Source organism: Micromonospora sp. SD12 (assembly GCF_052068495.1).
GTDB classification, from domain to species: Bacteria; Actinomycetota; Actinomycetes; order Mycobacteriales; family Micromonosporaceae; genus Micromonospora; species Micromonospora echinofusca.
This window is the reverse complement of record NZ_JBQHDF010000003.1, coordinates 81,842-107,017: the sequence shown is the minus strand read 5'-3', so window position 1 is coordinate 107,017 and position 25,176 is coordinate 81,842. Positions and strand designations below refer to the sequence as shown.

The 25,176-nt window shown below is 73.6% G+C and carries 23 protein-coding genes; 8 read left to right on the top strand and 15 right to left on the bottom strand.

Going from position 1 to position 25,176, the window contains the following annotated elements; genetic code table 11:
• Positions 1 to 147: 147 nt before the first annotated feature.
• The 5 genes from ACTMS2_RS07440 to ACTMS2_RS07420 form a co-directional block, all read right to left on the bottom strand.
• Complete coding sequence (locus ACTMS2_RS07440) at positions 148 to 513, bottom strand: MerR family transcriptional regulator (RefSeq protein WP_088999318.1); 366 nt, start codon at positions 511 to 513, stop codon at positions 148 to 150.
• Between the two features lie 47 nt (positions 514 to 560).
• Positions 561 to 1,310 carry an SDR family NAD(P)-dependent oxidoreductase gene (locus ACTMS2_RS07435; protein WP_441174772.1) on the bottom strand — a complete coding sequence of 250 codons (750 nt, stop codon included), beginning with the start codon at positions 1,308 to 1,310 and terminating at the stop codon, positions 561 to 563.
• Positions 1,311 to 1,362: 52 nt separating this feature from the next.
• Entirely contained in the window at positions 1,363 to 1,713 is a 351-nt protein-coding gene (locus ACTMS2_RS07430) for a DUF3140 domain-containing protein (RefSeq protein ID WP_441174771.1), read from the bottom strand.
• A complete protein-coding gene (locus ACTMS2_RS07425) occupies positions 1,700 to 1,921 on the bottom strand; it encodes a DUF2945 domain-containing protein (protein ID WP_441174770.1) in 222 nt (73 codons plus the stop codon). The genes ACTMS2_RS07430 and ACTMS2_RS07425 overlap by 14 nt, the downstream gene beginning before the upstream one ends.
• Positions 1,922 to 2,024: 103 nt before the next feature.
• A complete protein-coding gene (locus tag ACTMS2_RS07420; RefSeq protein ID WP_441174769.1) occupies positions 2,025 to 2,846 on the bottom strand; it encodes a class I SAM-dependent methyltransferase in 822 nt (273 codons plus the stop codon).
• Between the two features lie 296 nt (positions 2,847 to 3,142).
• On the opposite strand from ACTMS2_RS07420, the gene rpsA reads away from it, so the two are divergent.
• On the top strand, positions 3,143 to 4,738 hold the full coding sequence (rpsA, locus tag ACTMS2_RS07415) for a 30S ribosomal protein S1 (RefSeq protein WP_088999324.1): 1,596 nt from the start codon (positions 3,143 to 3,145) through the stop codon (positions 4,736 to 4,738).
• 69 nt (positions 4,739 to 4,807) lie between these two features.
• Here rpsA and ACTMS2_RS07410 read toward each other — a convergent pair whose 3' ends face one another.
• Positions 4,808 to 5,443 (bottom strand): GyrI-like domain-containing protein, encoded by a 636-nt coding sequence (locus ACTMS2_RS07410; protein ID WP_441174768.1) that lies wholly within the window; start codon positions 5,441 to 5,443, stop codon positions 4,808 to 4,810.
• The gene (locus tag ACTMS2_RS07405; protein WP_441174767.1) at positions 5,427 to 5,960 is read right to left on the bottom strand and encodes a PadR family transcriptional regulator; all 534 of its coding nucleotides are present in this window, start codon (positions 5,958 to 5,960) and stop codon (positions 5,427 to 5,429) included. Before ACTMS2_RS07405 ends, ACTMS2_RS07410 begins: the two co-directional genes overlap by 17 nt.
• A gap of 72 nt (positions 5,961 to 6,032) precedes the next feature.
• Between ACTMS2_RS07405 and coaE the strand changes: the two genes are divergently transcribed.
• Entirely contained in the window at positions 6,033 to 7,214 is a 1,182-nt protein-coding gene (gene coaE, locus ACTMS2_RS07400; protein WP_441174766.1) for a dephospho-CoA kinase, read from the top strand.
• Positions 7,215 to 7,218: 4 nt separating this feature from the next.
• Here the strand turns inward: coaE and ACTMS2_RS07395 are convergent, their stop codons facing one another.
• A complete protein-coding gene (locus ACTMS2_RS07395; RefSeq protein ID WP_441174765.1) occupies positions 7,219 to 8,586 on the bottom strand; it encodes a hypothetical protein in 1,368 nt (455 codons plus the stop codon).
• A 401-nt stretch (positions 8,587 to 8,987) separates the two neighbouring features.
• Between ACTMS2_RS07395 and uvrB the strand changes: the two genes are divergently transcribed.
• Together uvrB and ACTMS2_RS07385 are read left to right on the top strand one after the other, a co-directional pair.
• Positions 8,988 to 11,096, top strand: coding sequence for an excinuclease ABC subunit UvrB (uvrB, locus tag ACTMS2_RS07390; RefSeq protein ID WP_441174764.1), 2,109 nt, complete (start codon positions 8,988 to 8,990; stop codon positions 11,094 to 11,096).
• A 136-nt stretch (positions 11,097 to 11,232) separates the two neighbouring features.
• Positions 11,233 to 12,093, top strand: a complete 861-nt coding sequence (locus ACTMS2_RS07385; protein WP_441174763.1) for a helix-turn-helix domain-containing protein — start codon at positions 11,233 to 11,235, stop codon at positions 12,091 to 12,093.
• A 6-nt stretch (positions 12,094 to 12,099) separates the two neighbouring features.
• On the opposite strand, the gene ACTMS2_RS07380 is transcribed toward ACTMS2_RS07385, so the two are convergent.
• Both ACTMS2_RS07380 and ACTMS2_RS07375 read right to left on the bottom strand, forming a co-directional pair.
• Entirely contained in the window at positions 12,100 to 12,858 is a 759-nt protein-coding gene (locus tag ACTMS2_RS07380; protein WP_441174762.1) for an SDR family oxidoreductase, read from the bottom strand.
• A gap of 137 nt (positions 12,859 to 12,995) precedes the next feature.
• Complete coding sequence (locus ACTMS2_RS07375) at positions 12,996 to 13,289, bottom strand: antibiotic biosynthesis monooxygenase family protein (RefSeq protein WP_091629929.1); 294 nt, start codon at positions 13,287 to 13,289, stop codon at positions 12,996 to 12,998.
• Positions 13,290 to 13,738: 449 nt separating this feature from the next.
• On the opposite strand from ACTMS2_RS07375, the gene ACTMS2_RS07370 reads away from it, so the two are divergent.
• Complete coding sequence (locus ACTMS2_RS07370; RefSeq protein ID WP_441174761.1) at positions 13,739 to 14,740, top strand: TerC family protein; 1,002 nt, start codon at positions 13,739 to 13,741, stop codon at positions 14,738 to 14,740.
• Positions 14,741 to 14,825: 85 nt separating this feature from the next.
• Here the strand turns inward: ACTMS2_RS07370 and ACTMS2_RS07365 are convergent, their stop codons facing one another.
• Both ACTMS2_RS07365 and ACTMS2_RS07360 read right to left on the bottom strand, forming a co-directional pair.
• Complete coding sequence (locus ACTMS2_RS07365) at positions 14,826 to 15,743, bottom strand: C40 family peptidase (protein ID WP_441174760.1); 918 nt, start codon at positions 15,741 to 15,743, stop codon at positions 14,826 to 14,828.
• A 58-nt stretch (positions 15,744 to 15,801) separates the two neighbouring features.
• Entirely contained in the window at positions 15,802 to 16,899 is a 1,098-nt protein-coding gene (locus ACTMS2_RS07360; RefSeq protein WP_101415118.1) for a mandelate racemase/muconate lactonizing enzyme family protein, read from the bottom strand.
• Positions 16,900 to 17,024: 125 nt separating this feature from the next.
• On the opposite strand from ACTMS2_RS07360, the gene ACTMS2_RS07355 reads away from it, so the two are divergent.
• Complete coding sequence (locus ACTMS2_RS07355; RefSeq protein ID WP_441174759.1) at positions 17,025 to 17,822, top strand: tyrosine-protein phosphatase; 798 nt, start codon at positions 17,025 to 17,027, stop codon at positions 17,820 to 17,822.
• A gap of 8 nt (positions 17,823 to 17,830) precedes the next feature.
• On the opposite strand, the gene ACTMS2_RS07350 is transcribed toward ACTMS2_RS07355, so the two are convergent.
• Positions 17,831 to 18,688 carry a serine hydrolase gene (locus ACTMS2_RS07350; protein ID WP_441174758.1) on the bottom strand — a complete coding sequence of 286 codons (858 nt, stop codon included), beginning with the start codon at positions 18,686 to 18,688 and terminating at the stop codon, positions 17,831 to 17,833.
• Between the two features lie 65 nt (positions 18,689 to 18,753).
• Between ACTMS2_RS07350 and ACTMS2_RS07345 the strand changes: the two genes are divergently transcribed.
• Complete coding sequence (locus ACTMS2_RS07345; protein WP_441174757.1) at positions 18,754 to 19,419, top strand: class I SAM-dependent methyltransferase; 666 nt, start codon at positions 18,754 to 18,756, stop codon at positions 19,417 to 19,419.
• Between the two features lie 75 nt (positions 19,420 to 19,494).
• Here ACTMS2_RS07345 and typA read toward each other — a convergent pair whose 3' ends face one another.
• Positions 19,495 to 21,363, bottom strand: a complete 1,869-nt coding sequence (gene typA / locus ACTMS2_RS07340; RefSeq protein WP_441174756.1) for a translational GTPase TypA — start codon at positions 21,361 to 21,363, stop codon at positions 19,495 to 19,497.
• 135 nt (positions 21,364 to 21,498) lie between these two features.
• Between typA and ACTMS2_RS07335 the strand changes: the two genes are divergently transcribed.
• A complete protein-coding gene (locus ACTMS2_RS07335; RefSeq protein ID WP_441174754.1) occupies positions 21,499 to 22,896 on the top strand; it encodes a DedA family protein in 1,398 nt (465 codons plus the stop codon).
• A 125-nt stretch (positions 22,897 to 23,021) separates the two neighbouring features.
• Here the strand turns inward: ACTMS2_RS07335 and ACTMS2_RS07330 are convergent, their stop codons facing one another.
• Positions 23,022 to 25,157 (bottom strand): MMPL family transporter, encoded by a 2,136-nt coding sequence (locus tag ACTMS2_RS07330; protein WP_441174752.1) that lies wholly within the window; start codon positions 25,155 to 25,157, stop codon positions 23,022 to 23,024.
• Positions 25,158 to 25,176 lie beyond the last annotated feature (19 nt).

Below are 25,176 nucleotides of genomic sequence, written 5' to 3'. Positions count from 1 at the left end.
GCGCCGGCCCCGCCCGGGGAGGGCGGCAGGGCCGGCGTCGCCCGTCGAACCGCGCGGAACGGACGTGATCGGGGTAGGACGGCCGGGCCCGCGTCGCCCGTCGAACCGCGCGGAATGGACGTGATCGGGGCAGGGCCCGCGTCGCCGTCAGCCGTTGGGGACGGCCGTGCCCGCCGCGCGCAGGGCCGCCGCCAGCCGGTCGCGTACCGCCGTCTGCGCCGCGATGCGGGCGTCGAGCACCGCGAGCCGGTCCAGGGCGACCCGGACGCCGGCCGGCGCGGGCGCGGCTGCGGCCACGTCGCCGTCCAGGCAGGGCAGGAACGTCCGTACGTCGTCGAGCGTCAGGCCGGCGGCCAGCAGGTGGCGGATGTTGCGCACCCGGCCGACCGACCGCGCGTCGTAGACGCGGTAGCCGTTGTGGGCCCGCCGGGAGTCGATCAGCCCGTGCCGCTCGTAGTGCCGCAGCGCGCGCGGGGTGGCGCCGGTGGCCGCCGCCAGCTCGCCGATCAGCATGGTCCGCACCTCCGGGCACCGTTCTACCAGTGCGGCGCGCGGCGCCGTCACGCGATCACGGCGCCGCCGTCGACCGGCAGCACGACGCCGGTGACGAAGCCGGCCGCCGGGTCGGCGAGGTGCAGGATCACCCACGCCACCTCCTCGGGGCGGCCGACGCGTCCCAGCGGCGTGCGGGCCACCTGCCACCGGCGTACCTCGGCCTGCTGCTGCGGCGTCAACCCCTGGTGCGCGCCGATCGGGGTGTCGACGGCGCCGGGCGCGACCGCCACCACCCTGATCCCGTACGGCGCGAGCTCCACCGCCCAGCTGCGGGTCAGCGAGTCCAGGGCGGCCTTTCCCGCCGCGTACAGCGAACTGCCCGGCCAGGCGCGTGACCCGACCGACGTGGTGACGTTGACGACGACGCCTCGGCTGTCGGTCAGCGCCGGCACCGCCGCCTGGGTGAGTAGGAGCGGCGCCACCAGGTTCGTCGCCAGTTGGCGCTCGACGGCCTCGGGGGCGAGCGAACCGAGCGGACCGCCGCCGGCGACGCCCGCGTTGTTGACCAGCACGTCGAGGCGGCCGTGCCGCCGCGTGACGGCGCCGACGATCCGCTCGGCGGCGCCGGGTGCGGTGACGTCGGCGACCAGCGGCTCGATGCCGGCGTCACCGGCGGCGGTCTCCGCCAGGGGCGCGGCCCGTCGGCCCACGGCGACGACGTGCGCGCCCCGGGCGCGGAACTCGTGGGCGGTGGCCCGTCCGATTCCGGTGCCCGCCCCGGTGACGACGACGATCCTGCGCTGCGTACGACTCATGGCGCGCATCGTCGGACCCTGCCGTCAGTGGCAGGGTCAAGCGCGGCGCCGCTCAGCGCTTCAGCGGGTCGTGGCCCCAGTTCATCAGCGACCAGCGCCACTTCGTGTCGCGCACGTCGCCGGAGGGGCGCTGCGCCATGTGCCGGCGGACGTAGCCGACGACCTTGCGCATGTGCCGGTAGTCGCCCTCGGAGAGCTCGGCACGCTTGCGCCGCAGCAGACTGATGATCTTCCTGCCGGATTCGTGCCCGACCGATTCGCCGCCGCCGGAGCGCCCGCCCTTGTGCCAGCCGACCTGCTTCGACTCGTCGGTCTCCAGCCACTTCGACAGCTCGGTCGGCTTCATGTTCACCGCCTCGGTGAACTCCCGGTAGGTGTCGCGGCCCTCGTCACCCCTGCTCATGGCGCAGCGCCTCCGGTCGGTGTGCGACGTCGCGTCCCGAGTCGTCGTTGCGGATCCGGTACTGCGGGTCGTCCGGGGACGCGTTCACGGCGTGCCCGCGTACGTGCGTCCGTTCGGTGATCTTCTCCTTCACCACGCCGTACGCCCGGCCGCTGTGGCTGGCCCAGGAGACGTGGTCGCCTCTGCGGAACTCGCTCTGCTCGGCCATGCCGCGCGGGTACCCGGCGTCGACGGGCCGAAACGACGAGCCGCGGGCTACGGCGTGATGTAGGCGATCGGCAGCTTGATCTCGAACGGTTCGACCAGCCCGATCAGCTCCGCGCTGTCGTGCGGGCGGGCTTCTCCGCGACGAAGATGGCGGTGCCGGGGAACAGCCGGCCGCGCAGTGGGCTCCACTGCCCCCAGATCTCCTCGTGCCCCTCGGGCCACTCCGGTTCCACCAGGTCGACCAGGCGGAATCCGGCACCCACGAGCTCGCGGACCCGGTCACCGAGCGTGCGGTGCTGCTCGACGTAGGTGGCGTCGCCGGTCTCGTCCTGCTCGACGTAGGGGGAGCGGTCGAAGTACGAGTGCACGGCGGTCAGCCCGCCCTCGCCGGGATCGTCGAGGAAGATCCACCGCATCGGGTGGGTCACCGAGAACACCCATCGGCCGCCGGGGCGCAGCACGCGGAACACCTCGCGCATGACCGCCGCCGAGTCGGCCACGAAGGGGATCGCCCCGAACGCGGTGCAGGCGGTGTCGAACGCGGCGTCGGCGAAGGGCAGCGCCAGCGCGTCGGCCTGCACCAGCGGCACGCGTACGCCGGTGCGGGCGGCCGCGAGCGCGGCGTGCCGCAGCATCCCGGCGGACAGGTCGAGGGCGACCGGCCGGGCGCCGCGGGTGGCGAGCCACCGCGCGGCGGCGGCGGCCCCGCAGCCGAGTTCCAGCACCCGCCGCCCGGCCAGCTCACCCAGCAGCCGTACGTCGGCCTCCCGCACGCCCTCGGGGCACCAGACGAAGTCCAGGTCGCCGAGGAACCGGCCGTGCTCGGCCTGGTAGTCGTCGGCGTCGGCGTCCCACCAGCGGCGGTTCGCGCGGCGGGCCTCGGCGTCGCCGACCCGGCGCCGGGTCACCCGGCTGTCGTCATCCACGCGCCCACGCTAGCCCCGGGGGACCCGCGCGCCGGCCTACCCCCGCGGTGCGTGGCGTGGCGTGCGGCGCTACCGTTCACCCTGATGCTCCTGTGACGGACGCTACATCTGCGACGTCTTCCTACCGATATCTCCGCTTTCGCAGCTGACGAGGCGACGAGAGGGCGGGAGGCCTTGCACGCTGTGGTAATACAGCGGGTAGGCTAGACGATGCGCTCGCGGATCGTGTGCCTCGGCAGGGAGCAGGTGCGCGGTCTCCGGGACCACTGGCGGAGCCACATCCATGATCTCACGCGATGATCTTTCGGTGTGCCCGGCGACGGATCCGCTGGCGCGAACAGGTCACCGCGACACACCAGCCTGCTGTGACACACCATCCGACCGGAGCAACCGCCCACATGACGAGCAGCATCGAGGCCCCCTCGAGCGCCACCCGGGTCACCCACGACGATCTCGGTTCCGAGGAGGCTTTCCTCGCCGCGATCGACGAGACCATCAAGTACTTCAACGACGGCGACATTGTCGAAGGCACCGTCGTCAAGGTCGATCGGGACGAGGTCCTGCTCGACATCGGCTACAAGACCGAGGGCGTCATCCCCTCTCGGGAGTTGTCGATCAAGCACGACGTGGACCCGGCCGAGGTCGTTTCGGTTGGTGACCACATCGAGGCCCTGGTCCTCCAGAAGGAGGACAAGGAGGGTCGTCTGATCCTCTCCAAGAAGCGGGCGCAGTACGAGCGGGCCTGGGGCACCATCGAGAAGATCAAGGACGAGGACGGCGTCGTCCGCGGCTCGGTCATCGAGGTGGTCAAGGGTGGCCTCATCCTCGACATCGGGCTGCGCGGCTTCCTGCCCGCCTCCCTGGTCGAGATGCGTCGGGTGCGTGACCTGCAGCCGTACGTCGGCCGCGAGCTCGAAGCCAAGATCATCGAGCTGGACAAGAACCGCAACAACGTGGTCCTGTCCCGCCGGGCCTGGCTGGAGCAGACGCAGTCCGAGGTGCGCACCGAGTTCCTCAACAAGCTCCAGAAGGGCCAGGTCCGCAAGGGCGTCGTGTCCTCGATCGTCAACTTCGGCGCGTTCGTCGACCTGGGCGGCGTGGACGGCCTGGTGCACGTCTCCGAGCTGTCCTGGAAGCACATCGACCACCCGTCCGAGGTCGTCGAGGTGGGCCAGGAGGTCGAGGTCGAGGTCCTGGACGTCGACCTGGACCGCGAGCGGGTCTCGCTGTCGCTGAAGGCGACCCAGGAGGACCCGTGGCGTCAGTTCGCCCGCACCCACGCGATCCAGCAGATCGTGCCGGGTAAGGTCACCAAGCTGGTGCCGTTCGGCGCCTTCGTCCGGGTGGACGACGGCATCGAGGGTCTGGTCCACATCTCCGAGCTGGCCGAGCGCCACGTGGAGATCCCGGAGCAGGTCGTCCAGGTCGGCTCCGAGGTCATGGTCAAGGTCATCGACATCGACCTGGAGCGCCGCCGGATCTCGCTGTCGCTCAAGCAGGCCAACGAGGGCTTCGTCGAGGGCGAGGAGCACTTCGACCCGACCCTCTACGGCATGGCCGCGACGTACGACGCCGAGGGCAACTACATCTACCCGGAGGGCTTCGACCCGGAGACGGGCGAGTGGCTCGAGGGGTACGACAAGCAGCGCGAGACCTGGGAGAACCAGTACGCCGAGGCGCGTCAGCGCTGGGAGGCCCACACCAAGCAGGTGCAGACCTCCCGGGCCGCCGACGCCGAGGCCGCTGCCAACCCGGCTCCGGCCGTCACCGGTGGTGGCACCACCACCTCGACCAGCGCGGCCCCGAGCCGCCAGGCCGAGGAGCCGGCCGGCACCCTGGCCACCGACGAGGCGCTCGCCGCTCTGCGGGAGAAGCTCGCCGGCGGCAAGTGACCCGCTGAACGACGACGGGCCCCGTCCCCGCGATCGCGAGATCGCCGGGGGCGGGGCCTCCGTCGTTTCCTACGCGCCCGGCGGCGCGGCGTCGGCGACCGGCTGCCTCAGGATGGTGCGTCGCCTCTCGGGGACGACCCTGCGGAAGTCGCTGAGGTAGATCTCGTGGTGCCGGCCGACCATCCGCAGCCCGTTGCCCGGCACGAACTCGTCGTGCAGGCGCGCCAGCACCTCGGCCTCGTCGTCGAACGAACCGACGTGCAGCGTCTGCACGCACCGACCCTCGGACAGCGTCTCCAGCCGGACGTCGTCGAGACGCGACGGGCGGTTGCGGGCCCCGGCCTGCGCCACGGCGGCGGTGAACAGGTCCCGGCCGATCCAGTCCGGAGTCATGATCATCAACGTCCAGCTCCACCGTGACTTGTCGCGGGCGGTGGTGAAGGACGCCATCTCCTCGGCCCACCACAGGCCCTCCAGGGGCGGTACGACGTAGTCGCGTCCGAGGTCGCGTCCGCCGGTGAACTTCAGCTTGTAGGCCACGGGGTAGAGGGCCTCGACGGCGTCGGTGAACGCCGGCGAGGTGTTCGGGTCGCCGTGGCCGTCGATCATCAGGTACTGCGTGTCGGGCACGTCCACGATCCGGAACCGGCCCCGTTCGGCCCGGTACGTGTCGAGGGACTTCTTGAAGTCAGTCTTGTCCGTCATCGGGCACCTGGGCTCGGGCGGCGAGCCACTGCCTTTCCGCCTCCAGGAGGCTCAGTGAGTACGAGAACACCTCGCGCGCCGGTCGCGGGAGGGGGGCCTGCGCCTGCTGCGCCGCCCGGATCGCCCCGATGCGGGCCTCGACCCCCGCCAGCCGGGTACGCAGCGCCGCCGCGTACTCCCGGTCGGAGAGCAGGGGCAGGTTGGCGAGGCCGACGAGCAACGGGTGCCGGGCCGGCTGCGGCTGCGCGACGAGGGCCAGCGCGGTGCGCGTCGCGACCTCCCGGCCCTCGGCGGTGGCGTGGAAGACGCGGCGGGACTTCGCGGTGGCGGGAGCCTCGGGAGCGTGGACCAGGCCGCGCTTCTCCAGCTTGCCGAGCAGGTAGTAGATCGAGGAGAACCCGACGTCGGTCCACTGCCGGATGCCGCGTTGCGCGATGACCCGCTCCAGGTCGTAGCCGTGCCGGGCGCGTTCGACGATCAGGCCCAGCACGGTCAGCTCGGCGGGGGTCAGCTCCACGCTCGTATTCTGATACTAGAATAGAGTGCCCCGGTGCCGGCGGCACGGGGGTGATCCGGTTGACTGGTGCCCGTGTTGAAGGTGGGACTGACCGGAGGCATCGGGTCGGGCAAGAGCGCCGTGGCGAGGCGCCTGGTGGAACGCGGCGCGGTGGTGATCGACTCCGACCGCCTTGCCCGGGAGGTGGTCGCGCCGGGCACGGAAGGGCTGGCCGAGATCGTCGCGGCCTTCTCCGACCGGGTCCTCGACGCCGAGGGCGCCCTCGACCGGGCGGCACTGGGCGCGCTGGTGTTCGCCGACGAGACGGCGCGCCGCCGCCTGGAGGCGATCACCCATCCCCGCGTACGGGCCCGCTCCGCCGAGCTGGCCGCCGCGGCGGGGCCCGACGCGATCGTGGTCAACGACGTGCCGCTGCTGGTGGAGGTGGGGCTCGCCCCCTCGTACCACCTGGTGGTCGTGGTGCAGACGGAGGTCGCCACCCGACTCGCGCGGCTGGCCCGCGACCGGGGGATGGACCGGGCGGAGGCCGAGCGGCGGATCGCCGCGCAGGCCGACGACGCCCGGCGCCGGGCCGCGGCGGACGTGCTGCTGACCAACGACGGCAGCCTCGCCGACCTGCACGCGGCGGTCGACGCGCTGTGGCACGAGCGGCTGCGGCCCTACGAGGCGAACCTGCGCGAGCGGCGGGCGGCCACCTCGGAGCACGTCGTCCTGACGGAGGCCGACCCGACCTGGCCGCAGCAGTACGCGCGGCTGGCCGCCCGGATCCGGCACGCGGTCGCCCCCGCCGACCCGCGCATCGACCACATCGGCTCGACCGCGGTCCCGGGACTCGCCGCCAAGGACGTGATCGACATCCAGCTCACCGTCCCGACCCTCGCCGACGCGGACGGGCCGCTGGCCGAACGACTCGCGGCGGCGGGTTTCCCGCGCCTGCCCGGCGACTGGTGGGACAACCCCCGCCCGCCCGGCAGCGCCCGCTGGGAGAAGCGGCTGCACACCAGTGCCGACCCCGGCCGTCCCGTGCACCTGCACGTCCGCCCGGTGGACTCGCCCGGCTGGCGGTACGCGCTGCTGATGCGCGACCACCTGCGTGCCGACCCGGACCAGCGGTCGGCCTACCTGACGCTGAAGCGGGAGCTGGCGGCCTCCGCCCCCGACAGCGCCACCTGGACCACCGCGAAGGACCCGTGGTTCGACGAGGAGCACCTGCGCGCCGAGCAGTGGGCGGCGCAGACGGGCTGGCGTCCCTGACCGGTCAGCGGCCCCCGGCCGGGGGCCGGGGCGCCGGCACGAGCCGGGGCACCGTGTCGGGCGTCAGGTCGAGCTGGGCCCACGCGCCGACGCGGGTACGCAGCTCCAGGCGGCGCAGCTCGCCGGAACGGTCGATCCAGTAGCGCAGCGGCCCCCGCGCCGTGCGCAGCTCGACCACGTCGACCGTCCTCCCGGCGACGGCGTCGCCGCGGATCCGGCGGGCGGCGTCCCGCCCGCCCGGGCCGGCGGCCCGCAGCGCCGCGTCGAGCAGCAGCCCCAGCTCGCCCGCGCGGCGCGGGTCGGCGCGCCACCCCTCGGCGGGCGGGGGCAGCGGCGGCCGGCCGGGCGACTCCACGCCGCCCGGGACCGTCGTGGCCGGCACGTCCGCGCGGCTGACGCCGGTGCGGTCCACGCGCAGCAGCGTCCGGCGCTCCGGCACGCCGAGGTCGGCGACGGCCACGTACGCGGCCCGCGTGCTCCAGCTCACCCAGCCGGCGCCGCGCAGGTTGGTGACGGTGGCGACGGGCGCGGTCAGGGTCACGGCGGCGCCGCCGCGGGCGCGCAGCCGGGCGGGCAACCGGTCGAGCCGGCCGCGTTCGGTGGTGCTCAGCGCCCGGGGCTGCCCCGGCCGCCCGCCGAGGGCGTCGACGGGCCGCAGCGTCGGCCGGTCCGCCCGGTTGAGCTGCACGGTCACCGGTCCCGCGCCGGCCAGCACGGTCTCCAGCCGGTGCAGCCGGGCGTCGTGGTCGAGCCAGTAGCGCGGGTGCCCGTCCGGCGACGAGGGCGGGGCCGACGCGCCGGGACCGGGCGGCGGCGCCTGGAGGATGTCGACCGGCGCCGCCCCGACGGTGGCGCCACCGACGCGGCGTGCCGCGTCGGCCGGCGGATCCGGGCGGTCGGTGGCGAGGCGGAATACCAGGTCGAGCACGGCGGCCAGCCACCGCCCGCCGGGCGGGTCGTGCAGCCGCCAGCGGTCCGTCGGCGGCACCAGCGGGGGCGGCGCGGGGGTCGGCACGGCCGTCGGGTCGGGCCGCAGCAGGGCCACCGTCGGGGTGGCCTGGAGCAGTCCGCGCTCGGCGCCCGCGCCGGGTCCGCCGACGTCGAGGTAGACCATCGGCCGAGACCAGTCGATCCAGCCGACCAGTTCGGTACGCGCCCCGCCGGCGCCCGCCGTCACGCGCACCCCGGCCCGCAGGTCCCGGTAGTTGGTGACCCGCATCGCGGCCAGCCGCTCGCGTTCGTCGACGGTCAGCGCCCGCGGCTGTTCCGCCCGCTCGGGCGCCCAGGTCAGCAGCCCCACCACCAGCGCGGCGGCGGAGAGCACGGCCACGGCCGTGAGCACCAGCAGGGCGGTACGCCGACGGCCGGTCACCACCCGAGGGACGCCGCCGGTGTGGGCGTCGTCGTGCGGCGGGGGGCCCGGCGGCGGGTGCGTCGGGCCGGGACGGGCGGTCCGGTCGGCGGAGGTCTCCACGGGAGGTTGAACGCGATTCGCCCCGGTGGGGTGACGAGCAGGGGCGCTCGCGGCGGCCGGTCAGCGCCTCACGCGCGACCACGTCGGGTGCGCACGCCGGGCCTACCGGGTGCTGCGACCCCTGTGCCGGGGGCGGGCCGGCCCTGACGGCCTGGCCACCTGCCCGGTCGGCCGCCGCGAGCGGCCTACACGGAGAGCGTAGTCCGGTGAGATGCGCCACACAATGCGAATATTGAAGCCGATCACGGACCGGGCGTAGTCGCGTCGCGGTGTCGGACCCCCGGCGTACCGTTGGGGTCATGGCGCTCGACATTCCCCGGCTCGACGGCCGTTTCCAGGTCATCAGCGAGTTCCAGCCGGCCGGCGACCAGCCGGCGGCCATCGACGATCTGGAGCGCCGGGTCCGGCGCGGCGACCGCAACACGGTGCTGCTCGGCGCGACCGGCACCGGCAAGAGCGCCACCACCGCGTGGCTGATCGAGCGGGTGCAACGGCCGACGCTGGTGCTGGCGCCCAACAAGACCCTCTGCGCGCAGCTGGCCAAGGAGTTCAGCGAGCTGCTGCCGCACAACGCTGTCGAATACTTCGTCTCCTACTACGACTACTACCAGCCCGAGGCCTACATTCCGCAGACCGACACCTACATCGAGAAGGACTCCTCGATCAACGAGGAGGTCGAGCGGCTGCGGCACTCGGCGACCATGTCGCTGCTCACCCGCCGCGACGTGATCGTGGTGGCCACCGTCTCGGCGATCTACGGGCTGGGCACCCCGGAGGAATACCTCGACCGGGCGGTGCGGGTCGCGGTCGGGCAGGAGCTGGACCGTGACCAGTTGCTGCGCCGGCTGGTCGACATCCAGTACACGCGCAACGACATGGCCTTCAACCGGGGCACCTTCCGGGTCCGCGGCGACACGCTGGAGATCATCCCGGCCTACGAGGAGCTGGCCGTGCGGATCGAGCTCTTCGGCGACGAGGTGGAGAAGCTCTACTACCTCAACCCGCTCACCGGCGACGTGGTCAAGGAGGTCGACGGGTTGGTCATCTTCCCGGCCACCCACTACGCGGCCGGGCCGGAGCGGATGGAGCGGGCGATCCGCGACATCGAGGCCGAGCTGGCCGAGCGGCTGGCCGAGCTGGAGCGGCAGGGCAAGCTGCTGGAGGCGCAGCGGCTGCGGATGCGCACCACCTACGACATCGAGATGATGCGCCAGGTCGGGTTCTGCTCCGGCATCGAGAACTACTCGATGCACATGGACGGCCGGCTGCCCGGCAGCCCGCCGCACTGTCTGCTCGACTACTTCCCCGACGACTTCCTCACGGTCGTCGACGAGTCGCACGTGACCATCCCGCAGATCGGCGGCATGTACGAGGGCGACGCGTCCCGCAAGCGGATGCTGATCGACCACGGCTTCCGGCTGCCCAGCGCCGCCGACAACCGGCCGCTGCGCTTCGACGAGTTCCTGGAGCGGGTGGGCCAGATGGTCTTCCTCTCCGCCACGCCCGGCCCGTGGGAGCTGGAGCAGGCCCAGGGCGAGTTCGTCGAGCAGGTGATCCGGCCGACCGGCCTGATCGACCCGGAGGTCGTCGTCAAGCCGACCAAGGGCCAGATCGACGACCTGATGCACGAGATCAAGCTGCGCACCGAGCGCGACGAGCGGGTGCTGGTCACCACGCTGACCAAGAAGATGGCCGAGGACCTGTCCGACTACCTCCTGGAGAACGGCATCCGGGTGCGCTACCTGCACTCCGAGGTCGACACGCTGCGCCGGGTGGAGCTGCTGCGCGAGCTGCGCAAGGGCGACTACGACGTGCTCGTCGGCATCAACCTGCTCCGGGAGGGTCTCGACCTGCCCGAGGTGTCGCTGGTGGCGATCCTCGACGCCGACAAGGAGGGCTTCCTGCGCAGCGGCCGGTCGCTGATCCAGACCATCGGCCGGGCGGCCCGCAACGTCTCCGGCCAGGTGCACATGTACGCCGACAAGATCACCCCGTCGATGGCCGAGGCGATCGGGGAGACCAACCGGCGGCGCGACAAGCAGATCGCGCACAACGAGGCCCACGGCATCAACCCCGAGCCGCTGCGCAAGAAGATCCACGACATCCTCGACGACATCTACCGCGAGGCGGAGGACACCGAGAACAGCCGCGTCGGCGGCGCCGTACGGCAGCTCTCCCGGGGCAAGGCGCCGGTCAAGGAGACCCGCAGCCGCAGCCGGACCGGCGGCGCGGGCCCGGCGCGGGAGGGCATGGCCCGGGCCGAGCTGGCCCAGCTCATCCAGGAACTCAACGACCAGATGCTGGCCGCCGCCCGGGAGCTCCAGTTCGAGTTGGCCGCGCGGATCCGAGACGAGGTCGCGGACCTGAAGAAGGAGCTGCGCGGCATGGACGCCGCAGGCGTGAAGTGAGCTGTCCGGGCCCGCACCCGTCCGGCTGACGGAGGCGGGCCCGGAGCGCGCGGCGTGGTCTCTGATTGCGGTACGCGAGCGGGCTATTGCGCTCAGTGATCGTCCTGCGTACTCTCCCTCGGTGGGGAGGCAGGGGATGCCGTTGCCAACGAGTCCGGTCATTCGTCGCGCCCGGCTGGGCGCCGAGCTGCGTCAGCTGCGGCGGCGGGAGGCGCTGACCCTGGAGCAGGTCTGCGACCGGCTGGGGTGGGCCTCCACCTCGAAGCTGTCCCGCATCGAGCTGGGGCAGAGCCGGCCCGACCTGGCCGACGTGCTCGACCTGCTCGACGTCTACGAGGTGCCGCCGCCGCAGCGCGACGCGCTCATCGTCATCGCCCGCGACGCCGCCACCAGCCGGGGCTGGTGGAAGGCGCTGGGGGAGATGGGGGAGCGGCAGCGCACGTACGCCGAGCTGGAGGCGGGGGCGGCGAGCATCGTGGACTGGCAGCCCGCCGTCGTGCCGGGGCTGCTCCAGACCCCGGCGTACGCGCGGCTGCGGATCGCCGCCGGCCGGCTGCTCGACCCGGCCCTCGACGTGGACGCCGACGTGCGCGCCCGGGCGCTGCGGCACGAGGTGCTGCGGCGGGCCGACCCGCCCCGCTACACGGCGCTGCTCGCCGAGGCGGCCTGCGACGCCGGTGACACCCCGCCGCAGGTGTGGCGGGAGCAGTTGCGGCACCTGGTCGACCTGGCCGGCCTGCCGCACGTGACGATCCGGCTGCTGCCCCGGGGCGTCGCCGCGCGGGGCGGGGCGCAGCCGCTCACGCCCTACTCCTGCTACTCGTTCCCCGACCCGGCCGACCCGCGCACGGTGATGCTGGAGGCGCTGACCACCGACGTACGCCTCGTGACGGCGGTCGACGTCGACCGCTACGAGCGGCTCACGGGCTGGCTGCTGGACGCGGCCCTCGGCCCGGAGGAGACGGTCGCGGCCCTGAACCGCCTCGCCGTCGACTGAGCGCGCTCACGCGTGGCGGCGGAAGCCGCCCTCCGAGTCGATCACCTGGCCGGTGATCCAGTCGGCGTCGGGCGAGCAGAGGAACCGCACCAGCCGGGCGGCGTCCTGCGGGGTGCCCCAGCGCCCGCCCGGGAAGAGCTTCGCGACCTCGGCGTACGCCTCGGGGGAGGCGTACCCGGTGTCCGTCGGGCCGGGGTGGACGCAGTTGACGGTGATGCCGCGAGGCATCAGCAGCGGCGAGAGCTGGAAGGTCGCGTTCTCCACCGCCGCCTTGCTGATCGCGTAGGCGAGGGTCTGCGGCATCGGGCCGAGGCGCTGGCCGCTGGAGAAGAGCACCAACCGGCCGCCCTCGCCGGCGGTGAAGGCCGCGGCGAACGCCTCGGCGAGCAGCAGCGTGGCCCGCACGTTGACCAGCAGGTGCCGGTCGATCTCGGCCGCGTCCAGTGCGCCGAACGGGGTGTCGGTGCAGTACGCGTGCACGGCGACCACCGCGTCGAGCCGGCCGTGCCGGCGCAGCGCCTCGCCGACCAGGTCGGCGGGCGCCGCCGGGTCGAGCAGGTCGGCGCGGACGTGTGCGGCGTCGTCCAACTCGCCCAGCAGGGCCGGCACGCCCTCGGGATCACCGCCGTAGGGCTGGGCGTCGTCGAACTCCGGCAGGCCGGTGAGCAGCAGCCGCCAGCCGTCCGCGGCGAGGGTGCGGGCGACCGCCGCGCCGATCCCGATGCGTCGACTCACGCCCGTCACGAGGGCTACCCGTTGCGTCATGGGGACCAGTCAACCGGGGCCTGGTGCCCGGGGGCCAGCGGTTATCGCCGCGCGGCAACCGGGCCCGGCGCCCCCGAGCCCGTCGGGACCGGCGGCCGACGCGTGCACGGCGCACCCTAGGACAGGGGTACGACAACTCAGGCCGGCACGTCCACGAAGTGCTCGACCAGCGGCGGGTTGGCGAAGTGCGGGCCGATGAGCGCCCGCCACCGCGCGAAGCGCTCGGTGCCGCGGAAGTTGTCGTTGTGCGCCTCGACCGAGTCCCACTCGACCAGCAGCACGAAGCGGCTCGGGGACTCGACGCCCCGGGTCATCCGCACCGACCGGCAGCCGGGCGTGCCCGCGAGCACCGGATGCCCCTCGGCGTACGCGGCGGCGAACTCGTCCTCGTGGCCCGGCAGTACGTCGATGAGCGCGACCTCAAGCACCATGCCGGCAGCCTTTCACGCCGCCGTCCGGGCCGCGCGTCGCGGGGGCCCGTTCCCGCGGCCCGGACGGATCCAGGGTGGCGCGCGGAAAAGGGAGGCGCATGCCTCCCATCTGGACACCTAGCCTCCTAGGATGCGGACAGGTGGCGTACCCCGCCACGCGCTTTCTGATAGATGCTCGCGAGTGGGGAAGGACACCGGCCGCCCGGGCTGCGGCCGCTCGCCACGATGGGCAACAATGGCGGGCGAGGAGGGGAGTATTCCCCCGCGACGGGGTCGTCAGCACGGTCGAGCGCCGATCTGGATGCCCGACCCGGCCCCGTCGGTCGCCGCCCCGCAGGCGGCGACGGAAGAGACCTCCGACAGTCACCAGTGTCAGCGTCGCCGGCACACCGCGCCCAACGGGGGCGTACGGTGTGCCCGTCGCTGCCTGTCTGCCGGAGGAATGAACCTTGGACGTGTCCGGACTGGTCTGGGCGGGGACGCTCGTCGCCCTCACCGGGATCCTGCTCGTGGATCTGCTGATCATCGGTCGGCGACCGCACGAGCCCAGCGTGCGGGAGTCGAGCCTCTGGGTCGGCTTCTACGTCGCCCTGGCCCTGGTCTTCGGCGCCGGCCTGTGGCTGACCTCCGGGGCCAGCGCGGCCGGGCAGTTCTACACCGGCTGGCTGACCGAGTACAGCCTATCGGTCGATAACCTGTTCGTCTTCGTGATCATCATGGCCCGGTTCGGGGTGCCCCGGCAGTACCAGCAGAAGGTGCTGCTCATCGGCATCGTGCTAGCGCTGGTCATGCGCGGCGGCTTCATCGCGGCCGGCGCGGCGCTCATCTCGCAGTTCTCCTTCGTGTTCTACATCTTCGGCGCGTTCCTGATCTACACCGCGATCAACCTCGCCCGGCAGGGGGAGCCCGACGGGGAGGAGTTCTCCGAGAACGCGCTGATCCGGTGGAGCCGCAAGGCGCTGCCGATCTCCCGGGACTACGACGGCGCCAGGATGACCACCCACACGGTGAAGGGCAAGCGGATCTTCACCCCGATGCTGATCGTCATGATCGCCATCGGCACCACGGATCTGATCTTCGCGCTCGACTCCATTCCGGCGATCTTCGGCATCACGCAGGAGCCGTACCTGGTCTTCACCGCCAACGTCTTCGCGCTGATGGGCCTGCGGCAGCTCTACTTCCTGCTCGGTGGCCTGCTCAACCGACTGATCTACCTCAGCTACGGCCTGGCGGTGGTGCTCGGCTTCATCGGCGTCAAGCTGGTGCTGGAGGCCCTCGCCGACAACAAGCTGCCGTTCATCAACGGCGGCGAGCACGTCTCGTGGGCCCCGCACATCCCGATCTGGTTGTCGCTGACGATCATCCTCGGCACCCTGGCCGTGGCGACGGCGGCCAGCCTGGTCAAGTCCTCCCGCGACCGGCGGCGGGTGCTGGTCGACGCCCGCCCCTGAGGCGTACGCGGACGACGAAGCGGGGCGCCCCCGAACGGGGCGCCCCGCTTCGTGTCGTACGGGGTCGTCGTCGGACGGGCCCGGGTCAGACCCGGTGCGCGCCGACCAGGGTGGCGGTGCGCTCGTCGGGCAGCCGCTCCTCCAGCACCCGGCGCCGCAGGTAGCAGGCGTGCAGCATCCGCCGGTCGTCGCCCGGGCGCGGCTCGGCGGTGACGATCCCGATGTGGTGGATGCGGCGTCCCGGCCGGGCGAAGAAGTAGAGGTCGCCGGGGCGTTCCTCGCCCAGCGGCACCGGCCTGGTCGCCGTTGCCTGGTCGCTGGCGTCGCGGGGCAGCAGCACGCCGAGCCGCCGCCAGGCCAGGTGGACCAGGCCGGAGCAGTCGATGCCGTGCGCCGACACCCCGCCCCAGATGTAGACGACGTCGAGCAGGCGCTGGGCGACGGCCAGCACCTCCTCGGCCGACGGGGGCGTGGTGGGCACCGGCACCGCGTCGCCGCCGGGCAGCCAGAGCGGCGCGGCGTGGCCCGGCGCGTGCACCGGTTGCCAGCCGTCGACCGCCGGCCCGGCCGGGGTCAGCCGGGTGCCCAGGACGACTCCGGGGAGCACCTCGGCGCCGCCGGGCGCGTCGCGTAGCGCGGTGACGGTGGCGTCGACGACGAGCGGGTCGGCGTCGGCGGTGCCGGTGGCCGGGGCGAGCTGCTCGGTGGGCAGCCAGCCGGGGTAGCCGCGCGGGTGCAGCCGGGGGGCCGGCTGCTCGACCGCCACCACGTGGGCCCAGCCGTCGTCGCGCAGCTCGGTGACCAGCACCCGCTCGCCGAGCAGCAGCTGGCTCAGTACGCAGTCGCCGACCTGCTGGTCGGTGTCCATGCCGGAGATCCAGGCCGCGATGTCGGTACGCGCGGCCAGGGCGGGGGCGTCGACCGCGCGTACCGCCTCGGGGCAGCTCCAGAGGGTCGCGACCGCGACCCGGACCACGGCCTCCCGGCCCGGTTGCAGCTCCACGTCCACCCCCAGCTCGCGCCGAATGTTCCCGCGACCATATGAAAGTTTTCGACGGGCATCAACTACGAGTCTGCATCTTTACTTCAGTGACGGAGCTGATGCCGAGGCCCGGCGCGTCCGGCAGGACGACGGTCGCGCCGTCGTACCGCAGGCCACCGCGCACCGGCGACCAGGCCAGCCACCAGGCGGCGTCCAGGTCGGCGACGGCGGTCGTGCCGTAGGCGCCGACCAGGCTCGCGGCGGCGCCGATGCCGACCTGGCTCTCCATCATCGACCCGACGACGGTGCCGAGGCCGTGCGCGGCGGCCAGGTCGAGCAGGGTCCGGGCCGGGTGCAGGCCGCCGCACTTGGCGAGCTTGACGTTGACCATGTCGGCGGCCCGCCGGCGGATCACCTCGACCAGGTCGCGGACGCCGAAGACCGACTCGTCGGCGAGGATCGGCACGTCCACCCGGTCGCTGACCCAGGCCAGCCCGTCCAGGTCCCAACGGGCGACCGGCTGCTCGACCAGCTCCACGTTCAGCCCGGCGTCCTCGACGCCACGGATGACCCGGACCGCCTCGCGCGGGGTCCAGCCCTGGTTGGCGTCGAGCCGGATGCGGACGCCGTCGCCGACGGCGGAGCGCACCGCGCGGACCCGCTCCAGGTCGCCGGCCGCGTCGGTGCCCACCTTCAGCTTGAGCACGTCGAAGCCCTCCGCGCGCCGCTGCCGGGCCGCCGCCGCCAGGTCCACCGCGTCGCCCGCGGCGAGCGTGACGTCCGTGGGCACCCGCAGGGCGGTGCCCCCGAGCAGCCGCACCAGCGGTACGCCGAGCCGCCGCGCCGCCAGGTCGTGCAGCGCGACGTCGACGGCCGCCTTGGCCGCCTCGTTGCCGACGACCGCCCGTTGCACCTCGGTGCAGCGGGCCACCAGGTCGTCGGCGTCGCGACCGGTGAGCGTCGGGCCGATCAGCTCGCGGACGCACGCCTCGGAACCGGCGACCGACGCGCCGGTCACCTGCCACACCTGCGGCGCCTCGCCGTAGCCGGACCGGCCGTCGGCGTCGACGACCTCCACCACCAGGGTCTCCACGGTGGTGGTACGGCGCAGCGCGGTGACGAACGGCGTGTGTAAGGGGGCGGAGAGCCGATGGGTGCGTACCGCGGCGATCGTCATGTGCGGCACCCTATACGGACACGGGCAGGCGAAGGGGAGGCCGTCATGAGCGAGCGGAGCGAGCGAATCATCAGGTGCAGGGCGGTGGTGCCTCATGGCGGCACGGAGCGCAGCGGAGTGCGGTCATGAGCGAGCGGGACTGGGAGTTGGTGGGGGCGCCGAACGCCCGTGACCTCGGCGGTCTGGTCGGCGCCGACGGCCGCAGGGTGCGTCCCGGGGTGCTGATCCGTACCCCGGCGCTGGGCCGGCTGACCGACGAGGACCTGCCGGTGCTGGCCAAGCTCGGCCCGTCCTGCGTGGTCGATCTGCGGGACCACTCGGAGACGGCGGTGGCTCCGCCGGACCGGCTGACCGGTCAGCCGCGGGTGGTGCACCTGCCGGTGCACGACGCCGAGCACCCCGTCTTCACGTACGTCTCGGCGGTGCTGCTCGGGCACGACCTGGGCGCGTACGAGGCCCTGGCGGAGCAGGGCACGCCGGCGGCGATGGCGGCGATCTACCGCTGGTTCGTCAGCGGGGAGTCGGCGCGGGCGAACTTCGGCGCGGCGGTGCGGCTGGCGGCCCAGGCGGAGAACCTGCCGCTGGTCTACCACTGCTCGGCGGGCAAGGACCGGACCGGCTGGCTGACGGTGCTGCTGCTCAACGCGCTCGGCGTGGACGAGGCGACGATCCGGGCGGACTACCTGGCGAACAACCGGCTGACCGAGAGCCTGCGGGAGGTCCTGCTGGAGGCGATGCGCCGGCGGATGCCGGGGCTGGACGTCGAGGCGGTGCGCCCGGTGCTGGAGGTGCGCGAGGAGTACCTGGACGCCGCGTACGCGGAGGTGCGTCGGGTGCACGGGTCGTTCGGGGCGTACCTGCGTGACGGGCTCGGGGTGACCGACGACGTGGTGGTGGCGCTGCGGGCGCAGCTGCTGGACTGAGCGTCAGGTCACAGGTCGCGCCGGGCGTCCCAGGCCGCGGCGGAGACCCGCGCGATCAGCCGGCAGGCGTCGTCGTCCTCCTCGCCGCTGGGGCCGCCGTCGGCGAGGTCCGTGGTGGTGCAGACGACGACGGCGTACGGCGGCGCGTCGTCGGGGAAGACCACCCCGGCGCCGTGCCGCACGCCGCGCACCCAGCCGTTCTTGTGCGCGATGCGGGTGCCCTCGGGCAGGCCGGCGGCCAGGTCCTCGCGGTGTTCCTGGGCGAACAGCACGTCGAGCATGGCGGCGCAGCCGGCCGGTGAGGCGAGCGGGCCCGGGCGGTCGGCGCCGGTGGCCAGCGCACCGAGCAGCGCGGCCAGGTCGGCGGCGGTGACCAGGTTGGTGACGCCCGCCTCGCGGGCCGCGAAGTCCTCGATGCCCCGGCCGGTGACGCTGTGCCGGGCCCCGGCGAGGTCCCACACCCGTGCCACGGCCGGCAGTCCGACGTGGTCGATGACCAGGTTGGTGGCGAGGTTGCTGGAGCGGACGATCATCCGGTGGGCGAGCCAGCGCAGCGTCGCGTCGGCGCCGACGCGCTCCCAGACGGCCTCGTCGTTGTCGTAGTGCCGGGCGCAGGAGAACCGGGGCGCGCCGGGCAGCGCCGAGTCGAACTCGTTGCGCACCGGCACCGGCGCGTCGAGGTCCAGGGTGCCGGCCTCGGCGGCGCGGTGCAGCGCGACGAGCACCGCGGCCTTCATGGTGCTGGCCGCGTAGTGGGTCGCGTCGGCGTGCCGGGTCCAGGCGGGGGCGGCGCCGACCCGTGCCACGTACGCCGACACGGTGCCGGGCACCCCGTCAAGGCGGGCGTCGAGTTCGTCCCAGGTCATGCGGCTGACCGTAGCGGATCGGCGACGGGGCGGCGGGCCGGGGCGATCGGTCGTACCGTGCGGGGATGACGGTTGCCGCCTACGACGCGCACGCCGACTGGTACGAGGCGTTCGCCACCGACACGTCCAGTGACTACATGACGCGGGTCCGCGATCTGCTCGGCGATCTGCTCGGCCCCGGCCCCGGCCGCTGCCTCGACCTGTGCTGCGGCACCGGGCTCCAGGCGGCGGAGCTGCGCCGGCTGGGCTGGGACCCGGTGGGGGTCGACCTGTCCGCCGGGCAGCTGCGGCACGCCCGGCCGCGCCTGCCGGTGGCCCGCGCCGACGCGGCGGTGCTGCCGGTGGCCGACGCCTCGGTGCCGGCGGTGGCGTGCGTACTGGCCCACACCGACGTGCCCGACTACGCGGCGGTGATCGCCGAGGCCGCGCGGGTGCTCGCGCCGGGCGGGCGGTTCGTCCACGTGGGAGTACACCCGTGCTTCATCGGGGCGTTCGCCGACCGCTCCGACCCGCAGCGGATCGTGATCGACGGCGGCTACGCCGAGCGGGAGCGCAGCTTCCGGGCGTGGGCGCCCCACGGGGTGCGGGTGCGCGTCGGCGCGTGGCACGTGCCGCTGGCCGACCTGCTCAACGCGGTCACCGAGGCCGGCCTGACCCTGGTCCGCACGGCCGAGGCCGGTTCCGGTCCGGTGCCCGACCTGTTCGTCTTCCTCGCCACCCGCCCCGCCTGACCGCTACCGCCGGAAACGGCCGGAGCCCGGACCGCGCGGGGCGGTCCGGGCTCCGGGGGCGGCTGCGGTCTTACGTCAGCCGGCGTGCTTGCGGCGGGCGGCGGCCCGGCCACGGGCGGTCTGGTCGAGCACCACCTTGCGGATCCGGATCGCGGCCGGGGTGACCTCGACGCACTCGTCCTCGCGGCAGAACTCGAGGGCCTGCTCCAGCGACAGCTTGCGCGGCGGGATCAGCTTCTCGGTCTCGTCGGAGGTCGACGCGCGCATGTTGGTGAGCTTCTTCTCCTTGGTGATGTTGACGTCCATGTCGTCGGAGCGGGAGTTCTCCCCGACGATCATGCCCTCGTACACCTCGGTGGTCGGCTCGACGAAGAGCTGGCCGCGCTCCTGGAGGTTGATCATCGCGAACGACGTCACGGCGCCGGCCCGGTCGGCGACCAGGGAGCCGTTGTTGCGGGTGCGCAGCTCGCCGAACCACGGCTCGTACGACTCGAAGACGTGGTGCAGGATGCCGGTGCCCCGGGTGTCGGTGAGGAACTCGGTGCGGAAGCCGATCAGGCCCCGGGCCGGGACCAGCCACTCCATCCGGATCCAGCCGGTGCCGTGGTTGACCAACTGCTCCATCCGGCCCTTGCGGGTCGCCAGCAGCTGGGTGATCGCGCCCAGGTACTCCTCGGGGGCGTCGATGGTGAGCCGCTCGACCGGCTCGCAGGTCTTGCCGTCGATCTCCTTGGTGACGACCTGCGGCTTGCCGACGGTCAGCTCGAAGGACTCACGGCGCATCTGCTCGACCAGGATGGCCAGCGCCAGCTCGCCGCGGCCCTGCACCTCCCACGCGTCGGGGCGCTCGGTGGGCAGCACCCGCAGCGACACGTTGCCGACCAGCTCCTTGTCGAGCCGGTCCTTGACCATCCGGGCGGTGACCTTGGCGCCCTTGACCCGGCCGACCAGCGGCGAGGTGTTGGTGCCGATGGTCATCGAGATGGCCGGCTCGTCGACGGTGATCAGCGGCAGCGGGCGCGGGTCCTCCGCGTCGGCCAGGGTCTCACCGATCATGATCTCGGGGATGCCGGCGACGGCGATGATGTCGCCCGGGCCCGCCGAGTCGGCCGGCTTGCGCTCCAGGCCCTCGGTCATCAGCAGCTCGGAGATGCGGACCCGCTGGGTGTTGCCGTCGGTGCGGCACCAGGCCACGGTCTGACCCTTGCTGATGGTGCCCTGCCGCACCCGGCACAGCGCCAGCCGGCCGAGGAACGGGGAGGCGTCGAGGTTGGTGACGTGCGCCTGCAGCGGCGCGTCCTCCTCGTACGCGGGCGGCGGGATGGTGTCCAGCAGAGTGCGGAACAGCGGCTCCAGGCTGGTGCTGTCGTCGGGGACCGCGCCGTCGGCCGGCTGGGTCAGCGAGGCGATGCCGTCGCGGGCGCAGGCGTAGACGATCGGGAAGTCGATCTGCTCCTCGTCGGCGTCCAGGTCGAGGAAGAGCTCGTAGGTGTCGTCCACGACCTCCTTGATCCGGGCGTCGGGACGGTCCACCTTGTTGATCACCAGGATGATCGGCATGCGGGCCTTGAGCGCCTTGCGGAGCACGAACCGGGTCTGCGGCAGGGGGCCCTCGCTGGCGTCCACCAGCAGCACCACACCGTCGACCATGGTCAGGCCGCGCTCCACCTCGCCACCGAAGTCGGCGTGGCCGGGGGTGTCGATGATGTTGATGGTCACCGGGTCGGAGCCGTCGGCCGGCAGGTACCGCACGCCGGTGTTCTTGGCCAGGATGGTGATGCCCTTTTCCCGTTCGAGGTCCATCGAGTCCATGACCCGTTCGGTTACCTCGCCGCGGGCGCCGTAGGCGCCGGCCTGCCGCAACATGGCGTCGACCAGGGTCGTCTTGCCGTGGTCGACGTGGGCGATGATGGCGACGTTGCGGAGGTCGGTGCGAAGCTGCATACCCTCCATACTCCTGTCTGCGGTTGCCGGGGCACGCGTCGGGGTCTACCCGCGAATGACCCGGATCTCTGCCGAAACTGATGTTCCGACCGTTTCAGCGCCTGGCATGCTGACCCCCGTGGGAATGGGGGCCCGATGCACGACCTGCTGACCTCGCTGCAGGGCCTGCCGCCCCTGCTGATCTATGTGATCGCCGCGATTGTCGTCGCGGGGGAGACCGCCGTGATCTTCGGTCTGCTGGTGCCGGGCGAGGCGACCCTGTTGCTGATCGGCTTCCTAGCGTACGCGGGGACGCTGCGGCTCGTACCGGCGCTGCTGGTGATGATCCTTGCAGCAGTGATCGGCGACACACTGGCGTACCGGGCGGGCCGGCGGCACGGGCCCCGGCTGCGGGCCGGCCGGCTGGGCGCCCGGGTGGGGCACGAGCGGTGGAGCCGGGCGGACGCGATGCTCGGCCGGCTGGGCGGTCGCGGGGTGCTCACCGCCCGCTGGGTGGCCTTCGCCCGCACGCTGGTGCCTCGGCTGGCCGGGGCGGCCGGGATGCCGTACCGGCGGTTCGCGCCGTGGAACCTCGCCGGCGTGGTGACCTGGGTGGGCGGTTCGGTGCTCGCGGGCAACCTGGCGGGGGAGTCGTACGAGACGGTGTCCCGGCTGCTCGGGCGGGCCACGGGCGCGGTGCTGGTGCTGGTGGCCGCGCTGGTCGCCGTGGTGCTGGCGGGGCGGTGGCTGGGCCGCAACCCGGACCCGGTCCGGGCGCTGGCGTCGCGGGCGGCGGGGCTGCGGCCGGTGCGCTGGCTCAGTGGCCGCTACGGGGTGCTGTTCTTCCTGCTCGCCATGCACGTCGGGCCGGCCTGGACGTTGCTGATCAACCTGGTCGCCGGCCTGCTGCTGCTCTTCGTGGCCGGGTTCGCCATCGCGTGGGTGCTCGGGGCGGTCGTGCGGCACAGCGGCCTGGCGGTGCTCGACGGCGCGATCGCCGACTGGTTCGCCGACCGGCGTACGCCCGGGGCGGTCGACGTGACGCTCGCGGTGGTCTCGGCGCTGCGCGGCTCGTCGCTGATCGTGCTGGTGGCCGTCGTCGCCGCGGTGCTGGCCTGGCGCAACCGGCCCTGGCGGGCGGACCTGCTCAGCGTGGTCGGCACGGTCGGGGCGTTCGTACCGCTGGTGGTGCTGGCCGTGGTGGTCGACCTGGCCGGGCCGGCGGCGGGCGGGCCGGACGGCCGCGGCGGCGCCCTGTTCCCGACGCAGAACGCCGTGGTGGCGGCCAGCCTCTGCACGCTGGCCTGGCTGTCGTCGCGGGGGGCGCGCTGGCCCGTGGCGGTGGCGGCCTGGACCGCCGCGGCTGCCGGCGTGGTCGGCATCGTCGGCGCCCGCCTCTACCTGGGGCTGAGCACCGCCAGCGGCAGCGCAACCACGGTGCTGCTCGGGGTGGCCTGGACGGCGCTGTTCATGGTCGCCTGGGCGACCCGCGACAAGGCGGTGGGCGACGACCCGGCGGAGTCGGCGCCGGTGGCGCTGCGCGCGGACGTCTGAGCCGACCCGGAGCGCCGGCGTGCCCGCACCACCTGAGCCGACCCGGCCGACCGGCGTGCCGGCACCGGCGGCAAGCGGGGGCCGTGGCGTCGCCGCCACGGCCCCCGCCGCCTCCCAGGGGCCGGTCAGTCCCGGGTGGTGACCGACTCGCGTCCCGGCGAGGCCTCGTCCTCGTCCCCGGCGGGTTCGCGCCTGATCCGCCCCGGCCACCAGAAGCGGTCGCCGAGCGTGAACGCCAGCGCCGGCACCAGGACCGTCCGGACGAGCAGGGTGTCCAGCAGGACGCCGATGCAGACGATGACCCCGATCTGGGTCAGCAGGAGCAGCGGCAGGACGCCGAGGACGGCGAAGACCGCCGCGAGCAGGATGCCGGCGCTGGTGATGACGCCGCCGGTCACCCGCAGGGCCGAGAGCATGCCGGCGCGGGTGCCGCTGCGCCGGGCGTCCTCGCGGGCCCGGGTGACGAGGAAGATGTTGTAGTCCACGCCGAGCGCCACCAGGAACACGAAGGCCAGCAGCAGCACGCCGCTGTCGAGCGCCGGCATGTCGAGCACGTGGTCGAAGAGCAGCCACGACGCGCCGATGCTGGCGAAGAACGAGGCGATCACCGTGAGTACGAGCAGCACCGGGGCGACCAGGCCGCGCAGGAGCAGCACGAGCACCGCGCCGACGAGCAGCAGGATGATCGGCAGGATCAGCCGCAGGTCCCTGCCGTTGGCCTCGTTCTCGTCGTAGGTGGCGGCGACGGCGCCACCTACCACCGCGCCGTCGAACGCGGGCGCGCCCTCGACCGCGGGTGGGGCGGAGTCGGGCACCGCCGCGACCGCGTCCCGCAGGGCCTCGACGGCCCGACTCGCGGCGTCGGTGCCGGGCTCGGCCTCCAGCACGACGTCGACCTGGGCGACCTGGGCGCCCGCCTCGCCGGGACGCGCGGAGGCCACGCCGGGGACCCCGGCGGCGGTGTCCGTGACGGCCCGTACCGCCGCGGGGGTGGTGAGCACGGCGACCGGCTGGGTCGTGCCCGCGGGGAAGGACCGCGCGAGGGTCTCCGCACCGGCGACGGCTTCCGGCTTGACCCGGAACTGCTCGGTCTCCGACAGGCCGGTGTTGATGCCGAGCCCGCCGAGGGCGAGCCCGGCGAGCAGCAGCGTCGCGAGCAGCGCGACCGGTGCGGGACGGCGCTCGACGGCGGCACCGAGCCGGCCCCACAGCCGGCCCTCGCGGACCTCTCCGCCGACCCGGGGCACGAACGGCCAGAACAGGCCGCGTCCGAAGATCACCAGGGCGGCCGGGAGGACGAACAGCGCCGAGAGCATGGCGAGGACGACGCCCGTCGCGCAGGCCACGGCGAGGGCGCGGTTGAGTTCCTGCTCCGACAGCAGCAGGGTGAGCACGCCGAGGACGACGGTGGAGCCGCTGGCGAGGATGGGTTCGGCGACCCGACGCAGCGCCGCGCGCATCGCCACGAAGCGGTCCTCCTCGCGGCGCAGTTCCTCCCGGTAACGGGCGATGAGCAGCAGGGCGTAGTTGGTGGCCGCGCCGAAGACGAGGACGCTGGCGATGCCGGTGACGGCGCCGCCGGGCAGGTTGATGCCGACGGCCGGGACGACCGTGTCGAGGGCGCGCAGCGTGAGCTGCTCGGTCGCGGCGACGACGACGAGCGGCACGATCCACAGGAACGGGCTGCGGTAGGTGATGAGCAGCAGCAGCGCCACGACGCCGGCGGTGACGGCGAGCAGCGTGGTGTCGGCGCCGTCGAAGACCTTGGTCAGGTCGGTGGCGAACGCGGGTCCGCCGGTGACCTCCACGTTCAGCCCGTCCGGCACGTCGTCCAGGGACGCGCGTAGCTGGTCGATCCGGCCGGCGACCTCCTCCTGCCCGCCGGCGGTCGACAGCGGTACGGTGACGAGTGCGACGGTGCCGTCGGGGGAGACCTGTGGCGGGCTGACCTGCCCGCCGACGGCGAACTGGCCGAGGTCACCGGACTGGCCGGTGAGGGCGGCGCGGTCGGCCTCGGTGAGGGCTGCCCGGTCGGCGCGGCTGACGACGACGATCGCCGGCTGGACGTCGCGGGAGGGCAGTCGATCCTGGAGGCGCTCCACCTGGGTCGACTGCCACTCGACGGAGAGGCCGGTGGACGAGACGGGCGCCGGGTTCTCGGGCTTGGGCAGCCCGAAGACGACCGCCCCGAAGACGATCGCGGCGACCACGGTGAGCCACGCGGTGAGCCGTCCGCGCGCCACGCGGGTGAACACTGACATCGGATGCCCTTCACGGTCT

Excerpts from the sequence above, each read along its gene's own strand:
- ACTMS2_RS07440 (WP_088999318.1), bottom strand. The coding sequence starts at position 513 with ATGCTGATCGGCGAGCTGGCGGCGGCCACCGGCGCCACCCCGCGCGCG.
- ACTMS2_RS07435 (WP_441174772.1), bottom strand. The coding sequence starts at position 1,310 with ATGAGTCGTACGCAGCGCAGGATCGTCGTCGTCACCGGGGCGGGCACC.
- ACTMS2_RS07430 (WP_441174771.1), bottom strand. The coding sequence starts at position 1,713 with ATGAGCAGGGGTGACGAGGGCCGCGACACCTACCGGGAGTTCACCGAG.
- ACTMS2_RS07425 (WP_441174770.1), bottom strand. The coding sequence starts at position 1,921 with ATGGCCGAGCAGAGCGAGTTCCGCAGAGGCGACCACGTCTCCTGGGCC.
- rpsA (WP_088999324.1), top strand. The coding sequence starts at position 3,143 with ATGATCTTTCGGTGTGCCCGGCGACGGATCCGCTGGCGCGAACAGGTC.
- ACTMS2_RS07410 (WP_441174768.1), bottom strand. The coding sequence starts at position 5,443 with ATGACGGACAAGACTGACTTCAAGAAGTCCCTCGACACGTACCGGGCC.
- uvrB (WP_441174764.1), top strand. The coding sequence starts at position 8,988 with ATGGCGCTCGACATTCCCCGGCTCGACGGCCGTTTCCAGGTCATCAGC.
- ACTMS2_RS07385 (WP_441174763.1), top strand. The coding sequence starts at position 11,233 with ATGCCGTTGCCAACGAGTCCGGTCATTCGTCGCGCCCGGCTGGGCGCC.
- ACTMS2_RS07380 (WP_441174762.1), bottom strand. The coding sequence starts at position 12,858 with ATGACGCAACGGGTAGCCCTCGTGACGGGCGTGAGTCGACGCATCGGG.
- ACTMS2_RS07375 (WP_091629929.1), bottom strand. The coding sequence starts at position 13,289 with ATGGTGCTTGAGGTCGCGCTCATCGACGTACTGCCGGGCCACGAGGAC.
- ACTMS2_RS07360 (WP_101415118.1), bottom strand. The coding sequence starts at position 16,899 with ATGACGATCGCCGCGGTACGCACCCATCGGCTCTCCGCCCCCTTACAC.
- ACTMS2_RS07355 (WP_441174759.1), top strand. The coding sequence starts at position 17,025 with ATGAGCGAGCGGGACTGGGAGTTGGTGGGGGCGCCGAACGCCCGTGAC.
- ACTMS2_RS07350 (WP_441174758.1), bottom strand. The coding sequence starts at position 18,688 with ATGACCTGGGACGAACTCGACGCCCGCCTTGACGGGGTGCCCGGCACC.
- ACTMS2_RS07345 (WP_441174757.1), top strand. The coding sequence starts at position 18,754 with ATGACGGTTGCCGCCTACGACGCGCACGCCGACTGGTACGAGGCGTTC.
- typA (WP_441174756.1), bottom strand. The coding sequence starts at position 21,363 with ATGCAGCTTCGCACCGACCTCCGCAACGTCGCCATCATCGCCCACGTC.
- ACTMS2_RS07335 (WP_441174754.1), top strand. The coding sequence starts at position 21,499 with ATGCACGACCTGCTGACCTCGCTGCAGGGCCTGCCGCCCCTGCTGATC.
- ACTMS2_RS07330 (WP_441174752.1), bottom strand. The coding sequence starts at position 25,157 with ATGTCAGTGTTCACCCGCGTGGCGCGCGGACGGCTCACCGCGTGGCTC.